General features: G+C 60.9%; 12 protein-coding genes. 6 read left to right on the top strand and 6 right to left on the bottom strand.

Going from position 1 to position 19,600, the window contains the following annotated elements; genetic code table 11:
* Positions 1 to 101: 101 nt before the first annotated feature.
* Positions 102 to 1,424 carry an MFS transporter gene (locus ACORQT_RS23430; RefSeq protein WP_016930463.1) on the bottom strand — a complete coding sequence of 441 codons (1,323 nt, stop codon included), beginning with the start codon at positions 1,422 to 1,424 and terminating at the stop codon, positions 102 to 104.
* Positions 1,425 to 1,753: 329 nt separating this feature from the next.
* Complete coding sequence (gene yhjD / locus ACORQT_RS23425; RefSeq protein WP_021505224.1) at positions 1,754 to 2,773, bottom strand: inner membrane protein YhjD; 1,020 nt, start codon at positions 2,771 to 2,773, stop codon at positions 1,754 to 1,756.
* Positions 2,774 to 3,113: 340 nt separating this feature from the next.
* On the opposite strand from yhjD, the gene ACORQT_RS23420 reads away from it, so the two are divergent.
* Positions 3,114 to 3,980: a crotonase/enoyl-CoA hydratase family protein gene (locus ACORQT_RS23420; protein WP_033652699.1), complete on the top strand. Its 867-nt coding sequence runs from the start codon at positions 3,114 to 3,116 to the stop codon at positions 3,978 to 3,980.
* Between the two features lie 16 nt (positions 3,981 to 3,996).
* On the opposite strand, the gene pdeR is transcribed toward ACORQT_RS23420, so the two are convergent.
* Positions 3,997 to 5,991 (bottom strand): cyclic di-GMP phosphodiesterase, encoded by a 1,995-nt coding sequence (pdeR, locus tag ACORQT_RS23415; RefSeq protein WP_164058028.1) that lies wholly within the window; start codon positions 5,989 to 5,991, stop codon positions 3,997 to 3,999.
* A gap of 542 nt (positions 5,992 to 6,533) precedes the next feature.
* Between pdeR and spy the strand changes: the two genes are divergently transcribed.
* Positions 6,534 to 7,025, top strand: a complete 492-nt coding sequence (gene spy, locus ACORQT_RS23410; RefSeq protein WP_033645367.1) for an ATP-independent periplasmic protein-refolding chaperone Spy — start codon at positions 6,534 to 6,536, stop codon at positions 7,023 to 7,025.
* Between the two features lie 89 nt (positions 7,026 to 7,114).
* Here the strand turns inward: spy and ACORQT_RS23405 are convergent, their stop codons facing one another.
* Positions 7,115 to 8,332, bottom strand: a complete 1,218-nt coding sequence (locus ACORQT_RS23405; RefSeq protein WP_042785546.1) for a Tm-1-like ATP-binding domain-containing protein — start codon at positions 8,330 to 8,332, stop codon at positions 7,115 to 7,117.
* Between the two features lie 350 nt (positions 8,333 to 8,682).
* Here ACORQT_RS23405 and ACORQT_RS23400 point away from each other — a divergent pair, with 350 nt between their 5' ends.
* The 4 genes from ACORQT_RS23400 (at position 8,683) to ACORQT_RS23385 (ending at position 17,269) form a co-directional block, all read left to right on the top strand.
* On the top strand, positions 8,683 to 9,234 hold the full coding sequence (locus ACORQT_RS23400; RefSeq protein WP_223524953.1) for a TetR/AcrR family transcriptional regulator: 552 nt from the start codon (positions 8,683 to 8,685) through the stop codon (positions 9,232 to 9,234).
* Positions 9,235 to 9,714: 480 nt separating this feature from the next.
* Positions 9,715 to 12,738, top strand: a complete 3,024-nt coding sequence (locus tag ACORQT_RS23395) for an autotransporter outer membrane beta-barrel domain-containing protein (RefSeq protein ID WP_444859291.1) — start codon at positions 9,715 to 9,717, stop codon at positions 12,736 to 12,738.
* Positions 12,739 to 12,856: 118 nt separating this feature from the next.
* Complete coding sequence (locus ACORQT_RS23390; protein ID WP_444859290.1) at positions 12,857 to 15,961, top strand: autotransporter outer membrane beta-barrel domain-containing protein; 3,105 nt, start codon at positions 12,857 to 12,859, stop codon at positions 15,959 to 15,961.
* A 456-nt stretch (positions 15,962 to 16,417) separates the two neighbouring features.
* Positions 16,418 to 17,269 (top strand): helix-turn-helix domain-containing protein, encoded by an 852-nt coding sequence (locus ACORQT_RS23385; RefSeq protein ID WP_164057854.1) that lies wholly within the window; start codon positions 16,418 to 16,420, stop codon positions 17,267 to 17,269.
* On the opposite strand, the gene ACORQT_RS23380 is transcribed toward ACORQT_RS23385, so the two are convergent.
* Both ACORQT_RS23380 and ACORQT_RS23375 read right to left on the bottom strand, forming a co-directional pair.
* On the bottom strand, positions 17,259 to 19,043 hold the full coding sequence (locus ACORQT_RS23380; RefSeq protein WP_444859289.1) for an ATP-binding response regulator: 1,785 nt from the start codon (positions 19,041 to 19,043) through the stop codon (positions 17,259 to 17,261). The genes ACORQT_RS23385 and ACORQT_RS23380 overlap by 11 nt on opposite strands.
* A complete protein-coding gene (locus ACORQT_RS23375; protein WP_049202894.1) occupies positions 19,040 to 19,534 on the bottom strand; it encodes a molybdopterin-dependent oxidoreductase in 495 nt (164 codons plus the stop codon). The genes ACORQT_RS23380 and ACORQT_RS23375 overlap by 4 nt, the downstream gene beginning before the upstream one ends.
* Positions 19,535 to 19,600 lie beyond the last annotated feature (66 nt).

Below are 19,600 nucleotides of genomic sequence, written 5' to 3'. Positions count from 1 at the left end.
CGGCCGATCCTGTTACCGAGAGAAACGTCCAGCATAGCCCGGTTTTATGACAGGAAACGAACAACGCGTGCGGCCCCCCGCAGTGAGGGGGCCGCAGAGGATCACAGCGACTGGTGGCGGGTTTCTTTCATCAGCAGGAGGGCCAGCAGCGTCAGCCCGGCCATCGCCGCCAGGTACATGCCGACGTAAAACAGCCCGTAGTGGGCCGCCAGCCAGGTGGCGATGTAAGGCGCCACGGACGCGCCGAGAATCGACGCGACGTTGTAGGAGAACGATGCGCCGGTGTAGCGCACTTCGGTGGGGAACAGCTCCGGCAGCAGCGCGCCCATCGGGCCAAAGGTCAGCCCCATGATGCTCAGGCCGCACAGCAGGAAGCCCATCACCAGCGCCTGGTTGCCGGAACCCAGCAGGGTCGGGAACAGGAACGCGAAGCCGATCATCAGCAGGGTAATGGCGATCATGGTCTTGCGACGGCCGAACGCGTCCGCCAGCAGGCCGGCGATGGGCACCATCACGCCGAAACCGATCACCGCCACCATCAGCATCCACAGGAAGCTGTTACGGGAGTAACCGAGCCCCAGCGGCTGCGGCGCAGTGCCGTAGGTCATCGAATAGACCGTCATCAGATAAAACAGCGTGTAGGTCGCCAGCATGATGAAGGTGCCGAGGATGGTGGCTTTCAGATGCTTGCTCAGCAGCGTGCCGAGCGGCACTTTCACCTGTTTGCCGGCCTTGGCCGCTTTGGCGAACACCGGCGTTTCATGCAATGACACCCGGACGTACAGGCCAATCAGCACCAATGCGGCGGAGAGGATGAACGGCACGCGCCAGCCCCATTCCATAAATTGCTGGTCGCTCAGCAGCCACGAGAGCAGCAGGAAGGTGCCGTTGGCGAAGAAGAAGCCGATCGGGGCGCCCAACTGGGGGAAGGAGCCGTACAGCGCACGTTTTTTGGCCGGCGCGTTCTCCGTCGCCAGCAAGGCGGCGCCGCCCCATTCGCCACCCAGCCCCAGCCCCTGGCCAAAGCGCGCCAGCGCCAGCAGGATAGGGGCGAAGATGCCGATGGTTTCATAGCTCGGCAGCAGGCCGATCAGCACGGTGGAAATCCCCATGGTCAGCAGCGAGGCGACCAGCGTCACCTTGCGCCCCACGCGATCGCCGAAGTGGCCGAACAGCGCAGAGCCGATAGGGCGCGCGACAAAGGCGACGGCGAAGGTGGCCAGCGACTGCAGCGTCGCGGTGGTCGGGTCGCCCTGCGGGAAGAAGATGTGCGGGAACACGATCACCGCGGCGGTGGCGTAGATGTAAAAGTCGAAGAACTCGATGGCGGTGCCGACCAGCGAGGCGACGATGACTTTCCCGCGGGAATTCACCGGTGTAGACGCGTCGTCGGCGTCGAGTGGGGGTGCGATGGTGGCTTGCATATCTATTTCTTATTGTTGGAGGGGGTAAAAATCCATCTTAGTGACAGCATTCCGCCTTTTCAACGCTGGAACTCTGGGCTGCGCCGCCGCTAACCGGTTAAAAAGACTAATGTTTTACCTGACTTCTTTTCTGTAGCGTTAAACGTTGAGAAATGGGGTTCATACAGTGTGAATGGCTGTAAAAACGGGAAAGAAAAGTGACTGGGTAGTTTGTTATGCTGGTTTTTCGAATGCCATGCCGCATGATTTAGAGAGATTGACTGGTTTTTTGCTCATTAACCAGAGGAAAGTGCCGGCGCGTGCGATAACACCGGCACGATTGCATGGCTTCAGCGTGCCGGCGGCTCGCGTTCCGGCAAGGCTTTGTCGCCTTTGTAGTCGGCCGTTGCGATCCAGGCGGCGCAAAACAGCGTCAGGCGGGCGAAGAAGTAGAAGAACGCCATCAGCCCGATCACCGAGCCGAAGGCCGCGCCGGAAGGCGATTTCGCCACCTGCGGCAGCGTCATCGTCATCACGAACTTGATCACCTCAAAGCCGATAGCCGCAAGCAAGGTGCCGCGCAGCAGCGCTTTTTTCTTCGGTTTGTGGCGCGGCAGCATCCAGAAAATCCACAGGAACAGCAGATAGTTGGCGAAAATCGAGATCGACAGCGCGATCGTCGTCAACGCCGGCCGCAGCCATTCGATGCCGTCCAGCCCCAGCGCGTTGACGATCGCCGCCTGCGCCGAGCCGGCGACCGAGGTCAGCGACAGCGTGATAATCAGCGCGACCACCAGGCCGGTCAGCGAGATGAAGTCGCGGGTGTACTTGAAATAGATTTTCTCCTGATCCTGCGGATTGCGTTCCCAGACGTCACGCGATTGCGCGCGGATCGCTTCGCGCAGGTTGCCCATCCAACTGATGCCGGAATAGAGCGCCAGCGCCAGGCCGGTCAATCCCACGGTGGTGCGCTGCTGAATGGCGGTGTTGACGGTGTTCTTCAGCGTGCTGGCCAGCGTCGGATCGCTGATGCTGCCGACGATCCGGTTGATCAAACGGGCCAGCAGATCCGGGTTGGAAGCCAGCACGAAACCAGCGGCGGCGAACGACACCATCAGGATCGGGATCAGCGAGAGGAATGAAAAATAGGTGATGGCGGCGCCGAACTGGCTGCCCAGCCGATCGTTAAAGCGTTCGGCGGCGCGCAGCAGGTGCGCAACGCTCGGCCAGGCTTTGATGCGTTCAATCAGACGTGAAAAACCGCTGATGCGGCGGTCGAGCGTTTCATGGCCGGTCTTGATGGCGATAAGCGGCTTCGGCGGCGTGTCTTGTGCGGGCTGGCGGCGTTCCTGGTCTGGTCCTGTAGGCATTACTTCACGATTTCCTTAACGTTAAACGGCATGTATCCGCGTTGATTATAGCCAAAGCCCCGCGGCGTTTTGAGCGCCGGGGCGGCAAACGGTCATTTTCCGAGCTTAACGCGTTAGCGCCCGGCATGAAATGCCAGGAGGCGGTCGATAGGTAAAATTCCTATGAAAACCCCGCCGCGCCTCGGTTTTTTCACTTCCCTACCTCCAATTTTTATCTGTTTCGTCGGCGAGAAAGCGTTTACTCATGATGTGGCGCCACGCGTTGCCGAGCGCCGCTCCGCTGCAGCCGTAGGGGCTGGAACGGTCTCACCCGTCATCAACAGAAAAACTGGAAGGTCTTATGAAATTGCTCAATCACCCCACCTGCCGTCCGTTTACCGAAGCGGGCAATCTGTCGCAGCTTTCCGCCTACTATGAAGAGGAGAGGCATATCATGTGGATGCTGCTGCGAGCTGCGCCGCGTCCTTGCTTTAATCAGGCGCTGATCGAAGACATCATGACGCTGGCGCAGGCGGCGAAAGAGTCTTCGCTGCGGTTCGATTTCTGGGTCACCGGCTCGCTGGTGCCGAACATGTTTAACGTCGGCGGCGATCTGCAGTTCTTCGCCGAAGCCATCAAGAACCGCAAACGCGAGGCGATGATGGCCTACGCGCGTGCCTGCATCGACTGCGTGCATGCGGCGGCGCGCGGTTTCGATACCGGCGCGGTCAGCATTGCGATGGTCGAAGGCAGCGCGCTGGGCGGCGGCTTTGAAGCGGCGCTGGCGCACCATTTCGTGTTGGCGCAGAACAATGCGCGCATGGGGTTCCCGGAGATTGCGTTCAACCTGTTTCCCGGCATGGGCGGTTACTCGCTGGTGGCGCGCAAGGCGGGCATGCGCTTGGCCGAAGAACTGATTTGGGGCGGCGAGTCGCACACCGCAGAGTGGTTCGAGAGCCGTGGGCTGGTGGATCAGCTGTTCCAGCCCGGCGACGCCTACATGGCGACGCGCACTTTCATCGATACCATCCGGCCGAAGCTCAACGGCATGCGCGCCATGTTGCGGGCGCGTCAGCGCGTGCTGCAGCTGACGCGTTCCGAGCTGATGGACATTACCGAGGATTGGGTGCACTCGGCCTTCACCATTGAGGAAAAAGATCGCGCCTACATCGAGCGGCTGGTGATGTTGCAGGATCGCCACACCCTGAACCTGCGTCGTGCCGGCTAACGTTAACGCGCCCGCCTCACGCGGAAGGTGAGCGCGGGCGATAGGACAGCAGCCAATGCTCCAGCTGTTCCGGGAGCATTGGCCGCGCAAACAGAAAGCCCTGCTTTTCGTCCACGCCGACCTCGTCGAGGAACTGATTTTCGCTCTCGGTCTCCACCCCTTCGGCGATCACGCGGAAGGCCAGCGCCTCCGCCGCCGCGACGATCGCGCGCACCAGCGATTGCGAAACCGGGTTGAAATTCACCCCGCGCACGAAGCTTTTATCCAGCTTGATGGCGTCCAGCGGAATGCGCGCCAGCTGCGCCAGCGACGAATAGCCGGTGCCGAAGTCGTCGAGATGCACCTGCGCGCCCAGCTCGCGCAGCCGGGTGATCAGCACGCGCGCGCGGTTTTCGTCTTCAATCAGGCTGCTTTCAGTCAACTCGAAGTCCAGCAGACAAGGGGCCATGCGGTGACGGCGCAGCACCCCGAGCAGATCGTTGACGATGCCGTCGTCTGCCAGCTGCCGGGCGGAGAGGTTGACCGCCACCCGCAGATTCAATCCCCGCTCTCGCCACTGCGCCGCCTGGCAGGCGGCGGTCTGCAACACCCATTGGCCCAGCGGGCCGATCAGGCCGGACTCCTCGGCATAGGAGATAAACTGCAGCGGCGGGATCAGGCCGCGCTCCGGCGAATCCCAGCGCACCAGCGCTTCCACGCTGTGCACTTCACCGCTGCGCGCGTCGATTTTAGGCTGGTAATACAATACCAGCTGATTTTGCTCCAGCCCTTTACGCAGGTTGGTGTCCAGCCACATGTATTCGGCGACGCGCTTGTTCATCTCCGGCGAGAAGACGGTATAGGTGCGTTTGCCGTGCTCCTTGGCGACGTACATGGCGGTATCGGCGCTGCGGATCAGGCTGTCGAGATCGTTGCCGTGCTCCGGGCACAGCGCGATGCCGATCGAACAGCCGGTATACACTTCGATCAGGCCGATGCGGAAAGGGGTCTTCAGTCGATCGATGATGCGCTGCGCCAGCGTTTGCAAATGTTCGCGATCGGTCTGAGGCGCCAGCACCAAAAATTCGTCGCCGCCGAGGCGGGCGAGCACCTGATCCGGGCTCAGGCAGCCGAGGATCGCCAGCGAGACCTCAACCAGCAGCCGATCGCCGAACATATGGCCGTAGGCGTCGTTGACCTTTTTGAAGTTGTCGAGATCGAGGTACACCAGGCCGAAACTCTCTTCGCCGCGCGTGGCGATGGCGTGGTTGATCTTGTCCTGGATGGCGTTACGGTTCGGCAGGCCGGTGATGATATCGGTGTTGGCCAGCACCCGCAGCCGTTCCTGCGCGCGACGCTCTTCGGTGATGTCGGTTCCTGAGCAGATCAGAAACACCTCGTTCTTGCCGCTGCCGCTGTGCACGAACTTATTGCGAAACAGGAACAGCCGCTCGCCCTTGACCGTCTTTACCCAGCGTTCCACCTCATACGAAGAGCCGTTGCGGAAGAAGCCGGCGATGTTGCGCCGCGAGGCGGCGGCTTCTTCCGGGCTCATAAACAGCTGGAAAACGTTCTTGCCGATCACCTCGTGTTCGTGCAGCCCGGTGTACTCCTCGCTCAGCCGATTGAAGCGCTGGATGCGGCCGTGCTGGTCGACGATCACGATCACCGAGTTGGCTTCGGACACCACCTGCTCGGCGAAGGAGAGCCCATGCACCAGATCGCGCGCCACGGATTGGGTATCGCTGAACGCGGACGCGGTGCCCGCCCATTCCAGGTTATTGACGCGGCGCCCGACCAGATGCAGATGCAGCGGTTCGCCGGCCAGCGTAATGGTGAGTTCAAGGCTGGCGGTCACGCCGGTCAAACGGCGAATTTTCGCCGCGTCCATGGCGCTCAGCGCCACCGCGACGTGGGCTTTGCCCTTAACGGCGGACAGCTCCAGGGCATTGCTGTCAAACGCCAGCCGCCAGTGGGGGCTCTGGGTGCCGAAGTGGGCGTTAAGAAGCTCAGGGCCTTGGTCTGCGGACATGATGATTCCTCAAAAGAGCACGGGCGGCCGGTCAGCACGAAGAACCGCTGGCGGCCTGTGGGCCCGAAAGTGGTCGCCGTGCGCGTCTGTGCATCATATAACAGGTTTTCACAGGCGGGGCGGGTAATGGAAACTATTCTATAAGCAATGATTAGTTTTGCGGTGTACGCGCCACCCGGCGACCGGTTGCCTTAAAGTGTAGGAGGAGAACATCGGGTCGTGCGAAGTTTGTACCGGCTTCCCCGCTAATGAAAAACGGTTGATGCAAGGTTGCCTTGTGGGCGAGTAAATTATAGCGGTGAGAGGGCGGCTGAAAAATAACCCTGTCGGGGAGATTTTTGCCGAGAAATTAAAATTTCCATCAAATAAACGCCTTCTTCATAGTTTTTTCATAATTGGTGAATAAACCCGTGACGGGTTTTAAAAAGTTTACACACCCTCGCATTACTTGAATTTTATCAGCCTATTATTATCTTCGACGAACGAATGAGCCTGTTAACGTACAGCGCTCCTGATGAAGAAAAATTTTTAAGGAAATGATTATGCGTAAATTGACGGCTTTATTTATTGCTTCCACGCTGGCTCTGGGTTCTGCTTCTGCGGCGTTCGCCGCTGATACGACGGCGGCCCCGGCTGCGGATGCGGCGCCGATGAAAATGATGCATCACAAGGGTGAAGGTAAAGGCGGCCCGTTCGCCGGGCTGAACCTGACCGAGCAGCAGCGCCAGCAAATGCGCGATATCATGAAAGAGTCGCACTCGAAACGCGGTCCGGGCATGAAAGAGGAACGCCAGGCGCTGCATAATCTGGTGGCTTCCGACAGCTTCGATGAAGCGAAGGCGAAGGCGCAAATTGACGCGATCGGCAAAGCGCAATCCGAACGCATGCTGGAACGCGCCAAGGCGGAAAATAAAATGTATAACCTGCTGACCCCTGAGCAGAAAAAACAATACAATGAGAATTATCAGAAACGTGAGCAAAAGATGATGGACCATATGAATAAAATGAAGGAGCAGATGTCCTCCGGTCAGTAATATACGCTCGCGGTAAATAAAAAAGGGCCAGACTATTTGTCTGGCTTTTTTTCGGCGTTATCTCCGGCAGGCCCGGCAGCGAGTGATTATCATTCCCCAGCGGCAATATGTCGGAACTGTTCGGCAACGGCCTGCGCAAAGCGCGGATCGTTAATATGGTAAGGCGTTTTTATTAACCGGCGCTTATGGGTGGCGTGCACCGTCTCCTCCAGCGTTTGCGTAAAGGCGGCCAGCGCTGCGGGATCCCAGAACGGTTGCCCAGGGGCATCCAGCGCCGACACGCCGCCCGCCGGGATCACGAAGCGCACTTCGCCCGCGCAGGCGTTGATTTTCTCGCCAATCCAATGTCCGATTAGCGCATTTTCCCGCGGGCTGGTGCGCACCAGCGTCACTTGCGGATTGTGATGATGGCGCAGGCGGTTCGCGTAGCGAGCCGGCACCGTATTCAGCGCGCCGAAGTTGATCATGTCGATCGCGCCGCAGGAGAGTACGCACGGGATGCCGGTACGCGCGATAGCACCGAAACGATCTGCATTGCAGGGCAGCACACCGCCAAACAGGTAATCGGTCACTTCGGTGGTGGTCAAATCGATGGCGCCGTGCAGTTGCCGGCTATCGATCAGTTTTTCCAGCGCTCTGCCACCGCTGCCGGTCGCGTGAAACGTCAGGCAGTCCCATTGCGGCTCAAGATCGGCAACCAGCGCCTGAATGCAGGGGGTGGTGACGCCAAACATCGTCAGGCCGATTGCGGGCTTGTCGTCGTGATGATCGACGGCGGCGAAGCGGACTGCGCCGGCTATCTGGCGCGCCGCATTGCCCAGCACCCGGCGCGAGATACGGTTCAGGCCGGCGAGATCGGTGACCGAATACAACATGCTGATATCACTGGCGCCGACATAGGCGGAAACGTCTCCCGCCGCCATGCTCGAGACCATCAATTTCGGCAGGCCAATCGGCAACTGCTGCATTGCCGGCGTGATGATGGCGGTGCCGCCGGAGCCGCCCAGGCCAAGCAGGCCGGCGATATCGCGGCGCGTCAGGATAAAACGTTCGAAAGCGGTCGCCATGGCGGCGATTGCCTGGCCGCGGCTGGCTAGAAAGACCGCGCCTGCGCCCGCCGGATGGTGGCGAGCGACCTCTTCTGGGCCGATATCGGCCGGGGAGTCAAATGGCAAGCTTCGGGTGGAGAGATCGACGGTTCGCGTGGGTAAATTCAGGCTGGCAATCAGCCGCCGCACATACTCCAACTCTTGTCCTTTCGTATCTGCTGTGGTAGCAATATAGACAAAATTTGAAGTATCTTTCATGGGTTTTTCCGGGGTGTTTCTAATTTTTATTTAAAAATTAATGTATTATGTTTTTTTGGGTGCCCTGGTGTTGGCATTTAAATTAAATTGATTAATGTATTTATATAATGAGACGGCAGTATCATTTTTGCAAGGGCAGCTCAGTGCAAAATGGGACTCCTGTCTCATTTTTGAGCTTTTTGCGCGGCCAACCCTTTGTCGTCAACCTGTCGGCAGTGGCGTCTCGCCTGTCGCGCAAGCGTGTACAGATGTATGAGGTTTAAGTGCCGATAAATGCTTTTCCCACCCCGTCCGACCTTTCTCTGACCTCCGCCCGGGCGAAAACACATCGTTTGTTGCTGGCCAGCGCAATGACGCTGTATGGCGAGGGCGCGTTTCCATCGATCACCGATCTGGCGGCGCATGCGCAGGTATCGCGCGCGACCGCCTACCGCTATTTCCCGACCCAAAGCGCATTAATTACTGCGGTGGTGGCGGAAAGTCTGGGGCCTATTCTGGCGTGGCGCCCGCAGGACGACGATGCCCTGAAGCGCATCCAGCAGTTGCTGACGTTGGCTTATCCTCAGATGGAGCGACACGAAGGGGCGCTGCGCGCCGCATTGCAGCTCTCTTTGCAGCAGTGGGCGCACGCCACGCCGGGCGAAAAGTTCGTGCGCGGCAACCGCAAGCGGCTGCTGGCGCTGGCGGTAGAGCCGTTGCAGGGTAAACTGCCGCCAGATTCTTTACAGAGAGTGATTCATGCTTTCTCGCTGATTTACGGTTCTGAGGTGTTCCTGGTGCTGAAAGATATCTGGGGGCTAGAGCTTGAGGGTATCCAGGATGTCACGCAATGGATGGCCAAAGCCATCCTGCGTCAGGCGGAAGAGGATGCGATGAACAGCAAAAAAACATCAGCAGGATAATCCAATTTTTGCCGCTGCCTGAGTGAAAAACCAGCATAATTCACTGAGTAAATATTGGCAAAAGTTATAATTAAAAGTGATAAAAAGCGCCTGTTAAGCACTTTTCAGGCGACGCTTTCCTTGGTTGTCTTTTAATTAAATATCATTATTTATCATTGTATTAATTTAATTATCTCCCGCGAATAAATGCCGCCTCAGCGCTGATCGAGATCATTCTCTTTCCTTATCGTCCCCCGTCTGATTCATCCCTGAAACGTTCTCTCCGCCCACCGAATTGCCGAGTGACACATTAAGCGCACTTGAGATTGTTGTGCTTTATTTATTTGGTGTTACCAAACTGTTACACAAAAAATCTTATAAAACATTTGCAAACAACAACGGACGGTATCTGGGATGGAGAAGAAACTTAGAGGAGTCAAATCCGCTTGGGCGGCCTTCGGCTGGCCTGAAATCGGAGTTCATCGCGCACAATGGAGCGCGATGCTGATCTGCCTGACGGCGATCGGCGGCGCGCAGGCCTCCAGCTATATAGAGAACGGCAAAGCGGGCGATCCGGCCAGCTGGCGCAGCAGTGAGTTCAACGCGGAATGGGGGCTGGGGGCGATCCACGCCGACCAGGCCTACGCCGCCGGTTATACCGGAAAAGGCATCAAACTTGGCATTTTCGATCAGCCGGTCTACGCCAAGCACCCGGAGTTTGCCGGTGAGAATAAGGTGATCAATCTGGTTACCGAAGGCATCCGCGAATACACCGATCCCTATATTCCGGTGAAAAAAGGCGACACTTTCCGCTATGACGGTACGCCGAGCGTGGACTCCGATGGCACGCTCGGTTCGCACGGTACCCACGTGGGCGGCATCGCCGCCGGCAGCCGCGACGGCGGCGCCATGCACGGCGTGGCGTTCAATGCGCAGATCATCAGCGCCGAAAACGGCGATCCCGGCCCGGAGGACGGCATCATCCTCGGCAACGACGGCGCAGTGTACCAGGCCGGTTGGGATGCGCTGGTGGCCAGCGGCGCGCGCATCATCAACAACAGCTGGGGTATCGGCATTACCGATAAATTCGCCAAGGGGGGCAAGAATCCCGCTTACCCTCATTTCACCGTCGACGATGCGCAAAAGCAGTTCGATCAGATCAAACAGATCCTCGGCACCAAGCCCGGCGGCGCCTATCAGGGCGCGATCGACGCGGCGCGCAGCGGCGTGGTCACCATCTTCGCTGCCGGTAACGATTACAACCTCAACAACCCGGACGCCATGGCCGGCCTGGCCTATTTCGTGCCGGAGATTGCACCGAACTGGCTGTCGGTCGCCAGCTTGCAGGACCCCTCTAATAGCGGCGACTACAGCATCAGCACCTTCTCTTCCCGCTGCGGCTACACCGCCAGCTTCTGCGTTTCGGCGCCGGGCACCCGGGTATACAGCTCGGTGATTGAAGGCACCAGCGTGGAGAATCTGACGACCGGCTACGCCAAATACAGCGGCACCTCGATGGCGGCGCCGCACGTGGCCGGCAGCGTTGCGGTGCTGATGGAGCGTTTCCCGTATCTGAGCGGCGCACAGGTGGCGGAAGTGCTGAAAACCACCGCCACCGACATGGGCGCGCCGGGCATCGACGCGCTCTACGGCTGGGGGATGATCAACCTGGGCAAGGCCATCAACGGGCCAGGCATGTTGGTGACCGCCGAGGATATTCCGGCGGAGTTCCGTATTCCGGATCCGACGGGCGTGGCCTACGGCCCGACCCAATTCGTGGTGGATCTGCCGGGCGTCGGCGCGGTGCTGGACAAGGGCAAACCGACCGAGCGCGTCTGCAGCGATGTGCTGTGCGGGCTGGACGTCTGGAGCAACGATATCTCCGGCCACGGCGGCCTGACCAAGCAGGGTATCGGCACCCTGGTGCTGACCGGTAACAACACTTATTCCGGCCCGACGCTGGTCAATCAGGGGCGGCTGGCGATCAACGGCTCGGTCACCTCGGACGTCAGCGTGCAGAGCGGCGGCATCGTCGGCGGCAGCGGCACGGTCGGTTCGCTGACCGCCCGCCGCGGCGGCACCGTGGCGCCGGGCAACTCGATCGGCACCCTGAACGTGGCGGGCAACGTCAGCTTCGAACCGGGTTCGCGCTACGCGGTGGAAGTGGGGCCGAACGGCCAGAGCGATCGGATCCAGAGCAGCGGATCGGCGACGATCGGCGGCGGCGAGGTGGCGGTGACGCTGGAGAACAGCGCCAACCTGCTGACGCAAAGCGAGGTGCGCAGCCTGCTGGGCCAGCAGTACACCATCCTGAGCGCGCAGCAGGGGGTGAGCGGGCAGTTTGACGCGGTGGTGCCGAACTACCTGTTCCTCGGCACCGGGCTGAGCTACCAGCCGGCCGGGGTGACGCTGAGCGTCGGGCGCAACGGCACAAGCTTCGCCAGCGTGGCGCAGACGCCGAACGAGCGGGCGGTGGCGGCGGCGGCGGATGCGCTGGCGGCGGGCAACCCGGTGTACGAGAGCCTGCTCAACAGCGGCACGGCGGGCGAGGCGCGGCAGGCGTTCCGTCAGCTGTCGGGGCAAATCCATGCGGATATCGCGTCGGCGCTGGTGAACGACAGCCGCTACCTGCGTGAGGCGCTGAACGGGCGTCTGCGTCAGGCGGAAGGGCTGGCGAGCTCGTCGGCCATCAAGGCGGACGAGGACGGCGCCTGGGCGCAGCTGCTGGGGGCGTGGGACCACGCGTCGGGCGACGCCAACGCCACGGGTTATCAGGCCTCGACCTACGGGGTACTGGTGGGGCTGGACTCGGCGGCGGCGGCCGACTGGCGGCTGGGGGTAGCGACCGGCTACACCCGCACCTCGCTGCACGGCGGCTACGGGTCGAAGGCGGACAGCGACAACTACCACCTGGCGGCGTACGGCGACAAGCAGTTCGGGGCGCTGGCGCTGCGTGGCGGGGCGGGCTACACCTGGCACCGCATCGACACCAAACGGTCGGTGAACTACGGGATGCAGTCGGACCGTGACACGGCGAAGTACAGCGCGCGCACCGAACAGCTGTTCGCGGAAGCGGGCTACAGCGTGCGGGGCGAGTGGCTGAACCTGGAGCCGTTCGTCAACCTGGCGTACGTGAACTTCGAAAACAACGGCATCGCGGAAAGCGGCGGCGCGGCGGCGCTGCGCGGCGACAAGCAGCACACGGATGCGACGGTGTCGACGCTGGGGCTGCGTGCGGACACCGCGTGGCAGGTGACCCCGGGCACGACGGTGGCGCTGCGCAGCGAGCTGGGGTGGCAACACCAGTACGGCGGGCTGGCGCGTGGCACCGGGCTGCGGTTCAACGGCGGCAACGCGCCGTTCGTGGTGGACAGCGTGCCGGTGTCGCGTGACGGCATGGTGCTGAAGGCCGGGGCGGAAGTGGCGGTGAACGAAAACGCCTCGCTGTCGCTGGGCTACGGCGGGCTGCTGTCGCAGCACCATCAGGACAACAGCGTCAACGCCGGCTTCACCTGGCGTTTCTAAGCAACATCGACTCAATCCTTGTACGGGAACCGCCTGCGGGTGGTTCCTTTTTCACATCCTGCTAATGAGAACCCGGCGCACCTGGGGCGTCGGCCAATAACAAGCAAAAGGTAAGGAAATGACAACAACAATGGGTTTTGATAGCAAAGGAAACGTTCGTCGCTCGCCGTGGCGGCTGAACGCGCTGGTCTGCTGCATGGCGCTGGCAGGGTATGCGCAGGCGGCGCCGCACGAGGTGAATGGCCAACCCGGCGATCCGGCCAGCTGGCGCAGCGCTGAATTCAACGCCAACTGGGGGTTGGGGGCGATCCACGCCGATGAGGCCTACGCCGCCGGCTACACCGGCAAAGGGCAAAAGGTGGGCATTTTCGACACTCCGGTTAACCGCCATCCCGAATTCGCCGGCGACGGCAAACTGATCAACGTCGTCACCGAAGGCTACCGCGCCTATACCGATCCGCACCGGCCGGGAATTAACGCCGGCGATCGCTTTTACTTCGACGGCACCTTCCACTTCTACAGCGGTTCGCAGGGCATGTTGAGCAATCACGGGGTGCACGTCGCGGGGATCAGCGCGGCGAATCGCGACGGCGTCGGCATGCACGGCGTGGCCTTCGATTCGCAGGTGATCAGCGTCGATAACGACAACGATGGCCCGGCGTACGGCGAATTCCTCGGCCTGGACGGCGCCGTCACCAATGCCGGCTGGCAGGCGATGATCAAGAGCGGCGTGCGGGTGATCAACAACAGCTGGGGCGTCAGCATTCCCGATTTCCTGTCCGACGGCGGCCGCGATCCTAACGCGCTGCACTTTGAGCTGAAGGATGCGCAGGAGCAATTCGATCAGGTCAAGCCGCTGCTCGGTAGCCTGGCCGGCGCAGGCTATCAGGGCGCCATCGACGCGGCGCGCAAAAATATTCTGGTGCTGTTCGCCGCCGGTAACGACGGCAATTACAACCAACCGGATGTGATCAGCGGGCTGGCCTACTTCGTGCCGGACATCGCGCCGAACTGGCTGTCGGTCGCCAGCGTGGCGCAGGATGCGGCATCGGCCAACAGCGTGCCTTACACCATCAGCAGCTTCTCGTCCCGCTGCGGCTATACCGCCAGCTTCTGCGTCTCGTCGCCGGGCAGCAAAATCTACAGCACCGTGGCCAACGGTTCCGATCCGGCCAATCTGGTGTCGGACTACGGCAATAAAAACGGCACCTCGATGGCGACCCCGCACGTCACCGGCGCAGTGGCGGTGTTGCTGCAGCGTTTCCCGTACATGAACTCGGCGCAGATTGCCGACGTGCTGAAAACCACCGCCACCGACATGGGCGCGCCGGGCATCGACGCGCTCTACGGCTGGGGGATGATCAACCTGGGCAAGGCCATCAACGGCCCGGGCATGTTCTATACCGTCGAGGATATTCCCGCAGAGTTCCGCATCCCGGATCCGACGGGCGTGGCCTACGGCCCGACCCAGTTTGTCGTCAATATTCCGGGACTGGGCGCCGAGGTGGATGCCGGTACGTTGCATGCCAGGAAGTGTGACGATATCAGCTGTGAGTTGGACGTTTACTCCAATAACATCTCCGGCCACGGCGGCCTGACCAAGGAAGGGATGGGCACGCTGATCATGACCGGTAACAACACTTATTCCGGCCCGACGCTGGTCAATCAGGGGCGGCTGGCGATCAACGGCTCGGTCACCTCGGACGTCAGCGTGCAGAGCGGCGGCATCGTCGGCGGCAGCGGCACGGTCGGTTCGCTGACCGCCCGCCGCGGCGGCACCGTGGCGCCGGGCAACTCGATCGGCACCTTGAACGTGGCGGGCAACGTCAGCTTCGAGCCGGGTTCGCGCTACGCGGTGGAAGTGGGGCCGAACGGCCAGAGCGATCGGATCCAGAGCAGCGGATCGGCGACGATCGGCGGCGGCGAGGTGGCGGTGACGCTGGAGAACAGCGCCAACCTGCTGACGCAAAGCGAGGTGCGCAGCCTGCTGGGCCAGCAGTACACCATCCTGAGCGCGCAGCAGGGGGTGAGCGGGCAGTTTGACGCGGTGGCGCCGAACTACCTGTTCCTCGGCACCGGGCTGAGCTACCAGCCGGCCGGGGTGACGCTGAGCGTCGGGCGCAACGGCACGAGCTTCGCCAGCGTGGCGCAGACGCCGAACGAGCGGGCGGTGGCGGCGGCGGCGGATGCGCTGGCGGCGGGCAACCCGGTGTACGAAAGCGTTCTTAACAGCGGCACGGCGGGCGAGGCGCGGCAGGCGTTCCGTCAGCTTTCGGGGCAAATCCATGCGGATATCGCGTCGGCGCTGGTGAACGACAGCCGCTACCTGCGTGAGGCGCTGAACGGGCGTCTGCGTCAGGCGGAAGGGCTGGCGAGCTCGTCGGCCATCAAGGCGGACGAGGACGGCGCCTGGGCGCAGCTGCTGGGGGCGTGGGACCACGCGTCGGGCGACGCCAACGCCACCGGCTATCAGGCCTCGACCTACGGGGTACTGGTGGGGCTGGACTCGGCGGCGGCGGCCGACTGGCGGCTGGGGGTAGCGACCGGCTACACCCGCACCTCGCTGCACGGCGGCTACGGGTCGAAGGCGGACAGCGACAACTACCACCTGGCGGCGTACGGCGACAAGCAGTTCGGGGCGCTGGCGCTGCGTGGCGGGGCGGGCTACACCTGGCACCGCATCGACACCAAACGGTCGGTGAACTACGGGATGCAGTCGGACCGTGACACGGCGAAGTACAGCGCGCGTACCGAACAGCTGTTCGCGGAAGCGGGCTACAGCGTGCGGGGCGAGTGGCTGAACCTGGAGCCGTTCGTCAACCTGGCGTACGTGAACTTCGAAAACAACGGCATCGCGGAAAGCGGCGGCGCGGCGGCGCTGCGCGGCGACAAGCAGCACACGGATGCGACGGTGTCGACGCTGGGGCTGCGTGCGGACACCGCGTGGCAGGTGACCCCGGGCACGACGGTGGCGCTGCGCAGCGAGCTGGGGTGGCAACACCAGTACGGCGGGCTGGCGCGTGGCACCGGGCTGCGGTTCAACGGCGGCAACGCGCCGTTCGTGGTGGACAGCGTGCCGGTGTCGCGTGACGGCATGGTGCTGAAGGCCGGGGCGGAAGTGGCGGTGAACGAAAACGCCTCGCTGTCGCTGGGCTACGGCGGGCTGCTGTCGCAGCACCATCAGGATAACAGCGTCAACGCCGGCTTCACCTGGCGCTTCTGACGTTCAGCGGTCATTACAACGACAACGGAGCCGGCATGCCGGCTCCGTTTTTATTTGCGGCGGTGGGGGGAGAACGTATGATGGCGCGGCGTCAGGACAATAAAAAACCGGGACCCTGACGGATCCCGGCTCAAAAGTGGGTAAAACAGATTAGCGCTAAAGGCTCAAGCCCCGTTTTGCTTATGCAGTCCGAGCGATGTGAGCATCGTCTCAGTAGCGGCAACGGAACAAATTTTCCCTGGTGTTACTATGGTTATTATTAAAAAACGTGCTGGTGTTGTTTTTTTATAGTGTATTGCTGTATGTCTCTTTTGATACCATGTTTGACGATGCAACATGGTATGTCAAGCAACGTTTTTAACGCATAATTGCATGGGATGCTAGTTTTAGATGTGGCTTTTTCAGCAGAAATAATCAAAACGACTGATAAATCAGTAAAAAAAATCGAAGGAACAAATGGATAACAATCACCAAAAATTCGATTCACAGTCGATTGCCAATCGGGTCAGAGAGCTGTTTTTACATTACGGGATTGGAAAACGTCAGCATGCCCGAGAGCTCAGCCGCATCTTGGATCTGAGTTTTTCACATGCGCACCGCAAATTGAAAGGGCAAAGCCCCTGGACGCTGGAACAGATCAACAGCGTCGCGGCCGCGCTCGGAGAAACGCCGGCGGCGATCGCCGATTTGAGCGCCGAACACGAGGCGGCCGAACCGAACATGGCGCGCGATGCCATCTTTTTTGTGGCAGGGGTCGCGATGCCTTGCGTCGGGCACATCGGCGACGAGCTTCCCGCCGGGCGGCCGGCGGAATTTGTGGCGCTGCGCACCGAGGGGCAATGGCATATCTATCGCGCCGATGAGGCGCCGGCAGGGCCGCGTTATGGCGTCGAACTGATCGAAATCCGGCCCGGCTATGGCGACGACGAGCGTCTGAGCATTGCGGTATTGGACGATTCGCATCAGGCGGCCGATGAATTGGCGAAGTATCTTGGCGGCTGCGGTTTCAACGCGGTGGCGTTTTACGACGTCGACAGCTTCTGTCAGGCGTTGCAGCAAAGCCTGTTCGACGGTTACGTGGTGGACTGGCTGATCGGTGAAGAAACGGCGGATCGCTGTATCGCCACCATCCGCGCCTCCGACAACCCGGACGCGCCGGTACTGGTGCTGACCGGTGAGCTGGGCACCGATCGACGCGAATCGGAAATCGCTCAGGCGATGCGCGAGTACGATGTGCTCGGCCCTTATGAAAAACCGGTGCGGCTCCATGTGATCGAAGCCGCACTGCAACGCTGTTTTAATCTTTAGCGGGGAACACCTCGGCCAGCGCGTTCGACAGCGCATCCAGCCGAACCGGCTTCATCAGGTAGTTGTCGAACAGCGCGCGCTGATCCGCCGTGAGTTGCTCCGGCGTGTAGGCGCTGATGCCGATGATCGGCACATGGCGGTTGGGGCCGCGACGATTGCGCAGCTGCCTGGCCAGGGCGGCGCCGTCGATGCCCGGCATCTGCAGATCCAGCAACAGCGCGTCATAAGGGCGCCTGAGCAGTTTCTGCAGCGCGCGCTCCGGCGAGTCGCACAGTTCGTGCTGGTAACCCAGCTTATCCAGCAACGCCGCAAAGGCGTCACCCACCGACTTGTTGTCATCCACCACCAGCACCTGCTGCGGTTTCTGCTGCAGAGAGGTATTGGCGGTGGCGGGCTCGTCGGCGCGTTCTTCTTCACTGATCTGCACCGGAATGCTGACGATAAAGGTGCTGCCCTTCTTGATTTCGCTGTACACCGTGATGGTGCCGTCGAGCAGCGTCACCAGGCCGTGCACGATCGCCAACCCCATCCCCACGCCGGCATATTGCTTGGTATGCGACTGATCCAACTGGGTAAAGGGTTTGAAGATCTGATCGAGCTGGTCTTTTTCGATACCGATGCCGGTGTCGGTCACTTCGATAATCAACGAACTGCCGCCGGGTTGACGGCGCAGACAGCTGTGCAGCGTAATGCTGCCGCTTTCGGTGTATTTGTAGGCGTTGGTCAGCAGGTTGACGATAATCTGCCGGATGCGCAGCGGGTCGGAATGCACCAACAGGTGGCTGCACTCCACCTCGCAGCTCAGCTTGACCTGCTCTTTGCGGGTCAAAGTAGCGATTTCGTTGGCGGTCTCCGCGATCAGCTTCTGCGCGTCGAACGGCACGATGCGCAGCTCCATCATGCCGCTGTCGAGGTGCGCGTAGTCGGTCAGATCTTTCATTTGGCTTTCGATCTGCTGCGCGGCGGTCTCCAGCCGCTGGAAGGTGTCCGCATGCTCCGCCGATACCCGGGTATTCACCAGCACGTCGATGGCCGACATCACGCTCTGCAATGAGGTGCGCAGTTCGTGGCCGATGGCGCCGAGGAAGGCGTTTTTGGTGCGGGTCGCTTTCTCCGCCTCGATCGCCTTGGCCTGCTGGCGAATGGTCAGCCGCTGCTGACGGAACACGATCAGGGTGATGGCGATCAGCGCGATCACCGAGAACATGGCAATCACCAGCCCATAGAAAATGATGTGCCGTTTCTCGATGTAGTCCTCATAGGCGGCGGTGCGCTGCTTCACCTCGGCGTGGTCGGTCAGGTTGGCCATTTCGATGGCGTAAGGCTTAATGGCCTTCATGGCCGCGAAAACCTGATTGAAGTCGATTTTCGGGTTATCCAGCAGTTTATCGATGCGATCCATCTGCAGGCGCATCTGCTTGACCACTTCCGGGTAGCCCGGCTCGGCGTACAGCGGTTGCGTGGATTCGGAGACGGTTTCCAGCACGTAAAAGCGCGAATAGAGGATTTCGAACCGCAGCCGCAGGTTGTCGTTGTCCACCTGCGGCGCGTGGCTCTGCTGCTCGACGAACGTGTCGAATTCCGCCAGCTTGATGGAGAACTTGGCGATCGACCAGGAGTAGTTCTCCTGCGTGCCGGCGATGGCATACAGCCCTTTCTTCGACAGGGTGGCGCTGTAGTAATAGAGCGTGACGGTCGAAGCCACCAGAAACAGCGCGGCGAAGATGGCCGGTATCGCCAGCCTGCTGCCGTTCTTAAAGGTCGTCAGCTTCATTTGATCACGATCCTGTCGACTTGCCAGATAAAGCGCGAGTTGTACAACGGCGAGTTCAGCTCAGGCCCGGCGGCGTCACGCGGATAAACCAGGAACAGCGGGCCGAAGTTTCTGAGCTTCAGCATCTCCCCGTCCATCTTGTAGGCCAGGATCATGTTGTACTTCTTGACGTCGGACAACGGCACGTCGATGTAATAATCGTTCAGCGCGTAGAAGGTCAGCGTCTCGCCCTTGGCGCCGACGCGCTCCAGGATGTCGGCCACCGAAATCCCTTCAAACTTCCTCTGCGGCGTCCAGGAGGTGGAGGTCGTGATGCTGTGCACCGGCATCGCCAACAGCTGTTTATCGGTGAACAGATAGCTTTTGTTGACCGGATCGGTCACGTTGTCGATCTTGCCCGCCACTTCCAGGGTAAAGCTGAGCGCGCTGCTCTGGGCGATAATCAGGGCCACGCAGGCCATCGCAAGGGTTTTGCATAGTTTGAACAGCATCGGCGTTCTCCAGAGGCGCGGGGAGGTTTGTATCAGTCCCGCTAATTTATCAGGCAGAATAATGGC

Origin of the sequence: Serratia sp. (in: enterobacteria) (assembly GCF_052400455.1) — a bacterium.
GTDB lineage: Bacteria > Pseudomonadota > Gammaproteobacteria > Enterobacterales > Enterobacteriaceae > Serratia > Serratia ureilytica.
The sequence above is the reverse complement of the archived record's forward strand: the minus strand, read 5'-3'. Positions and strand labels throughout refer to the sequence as shown.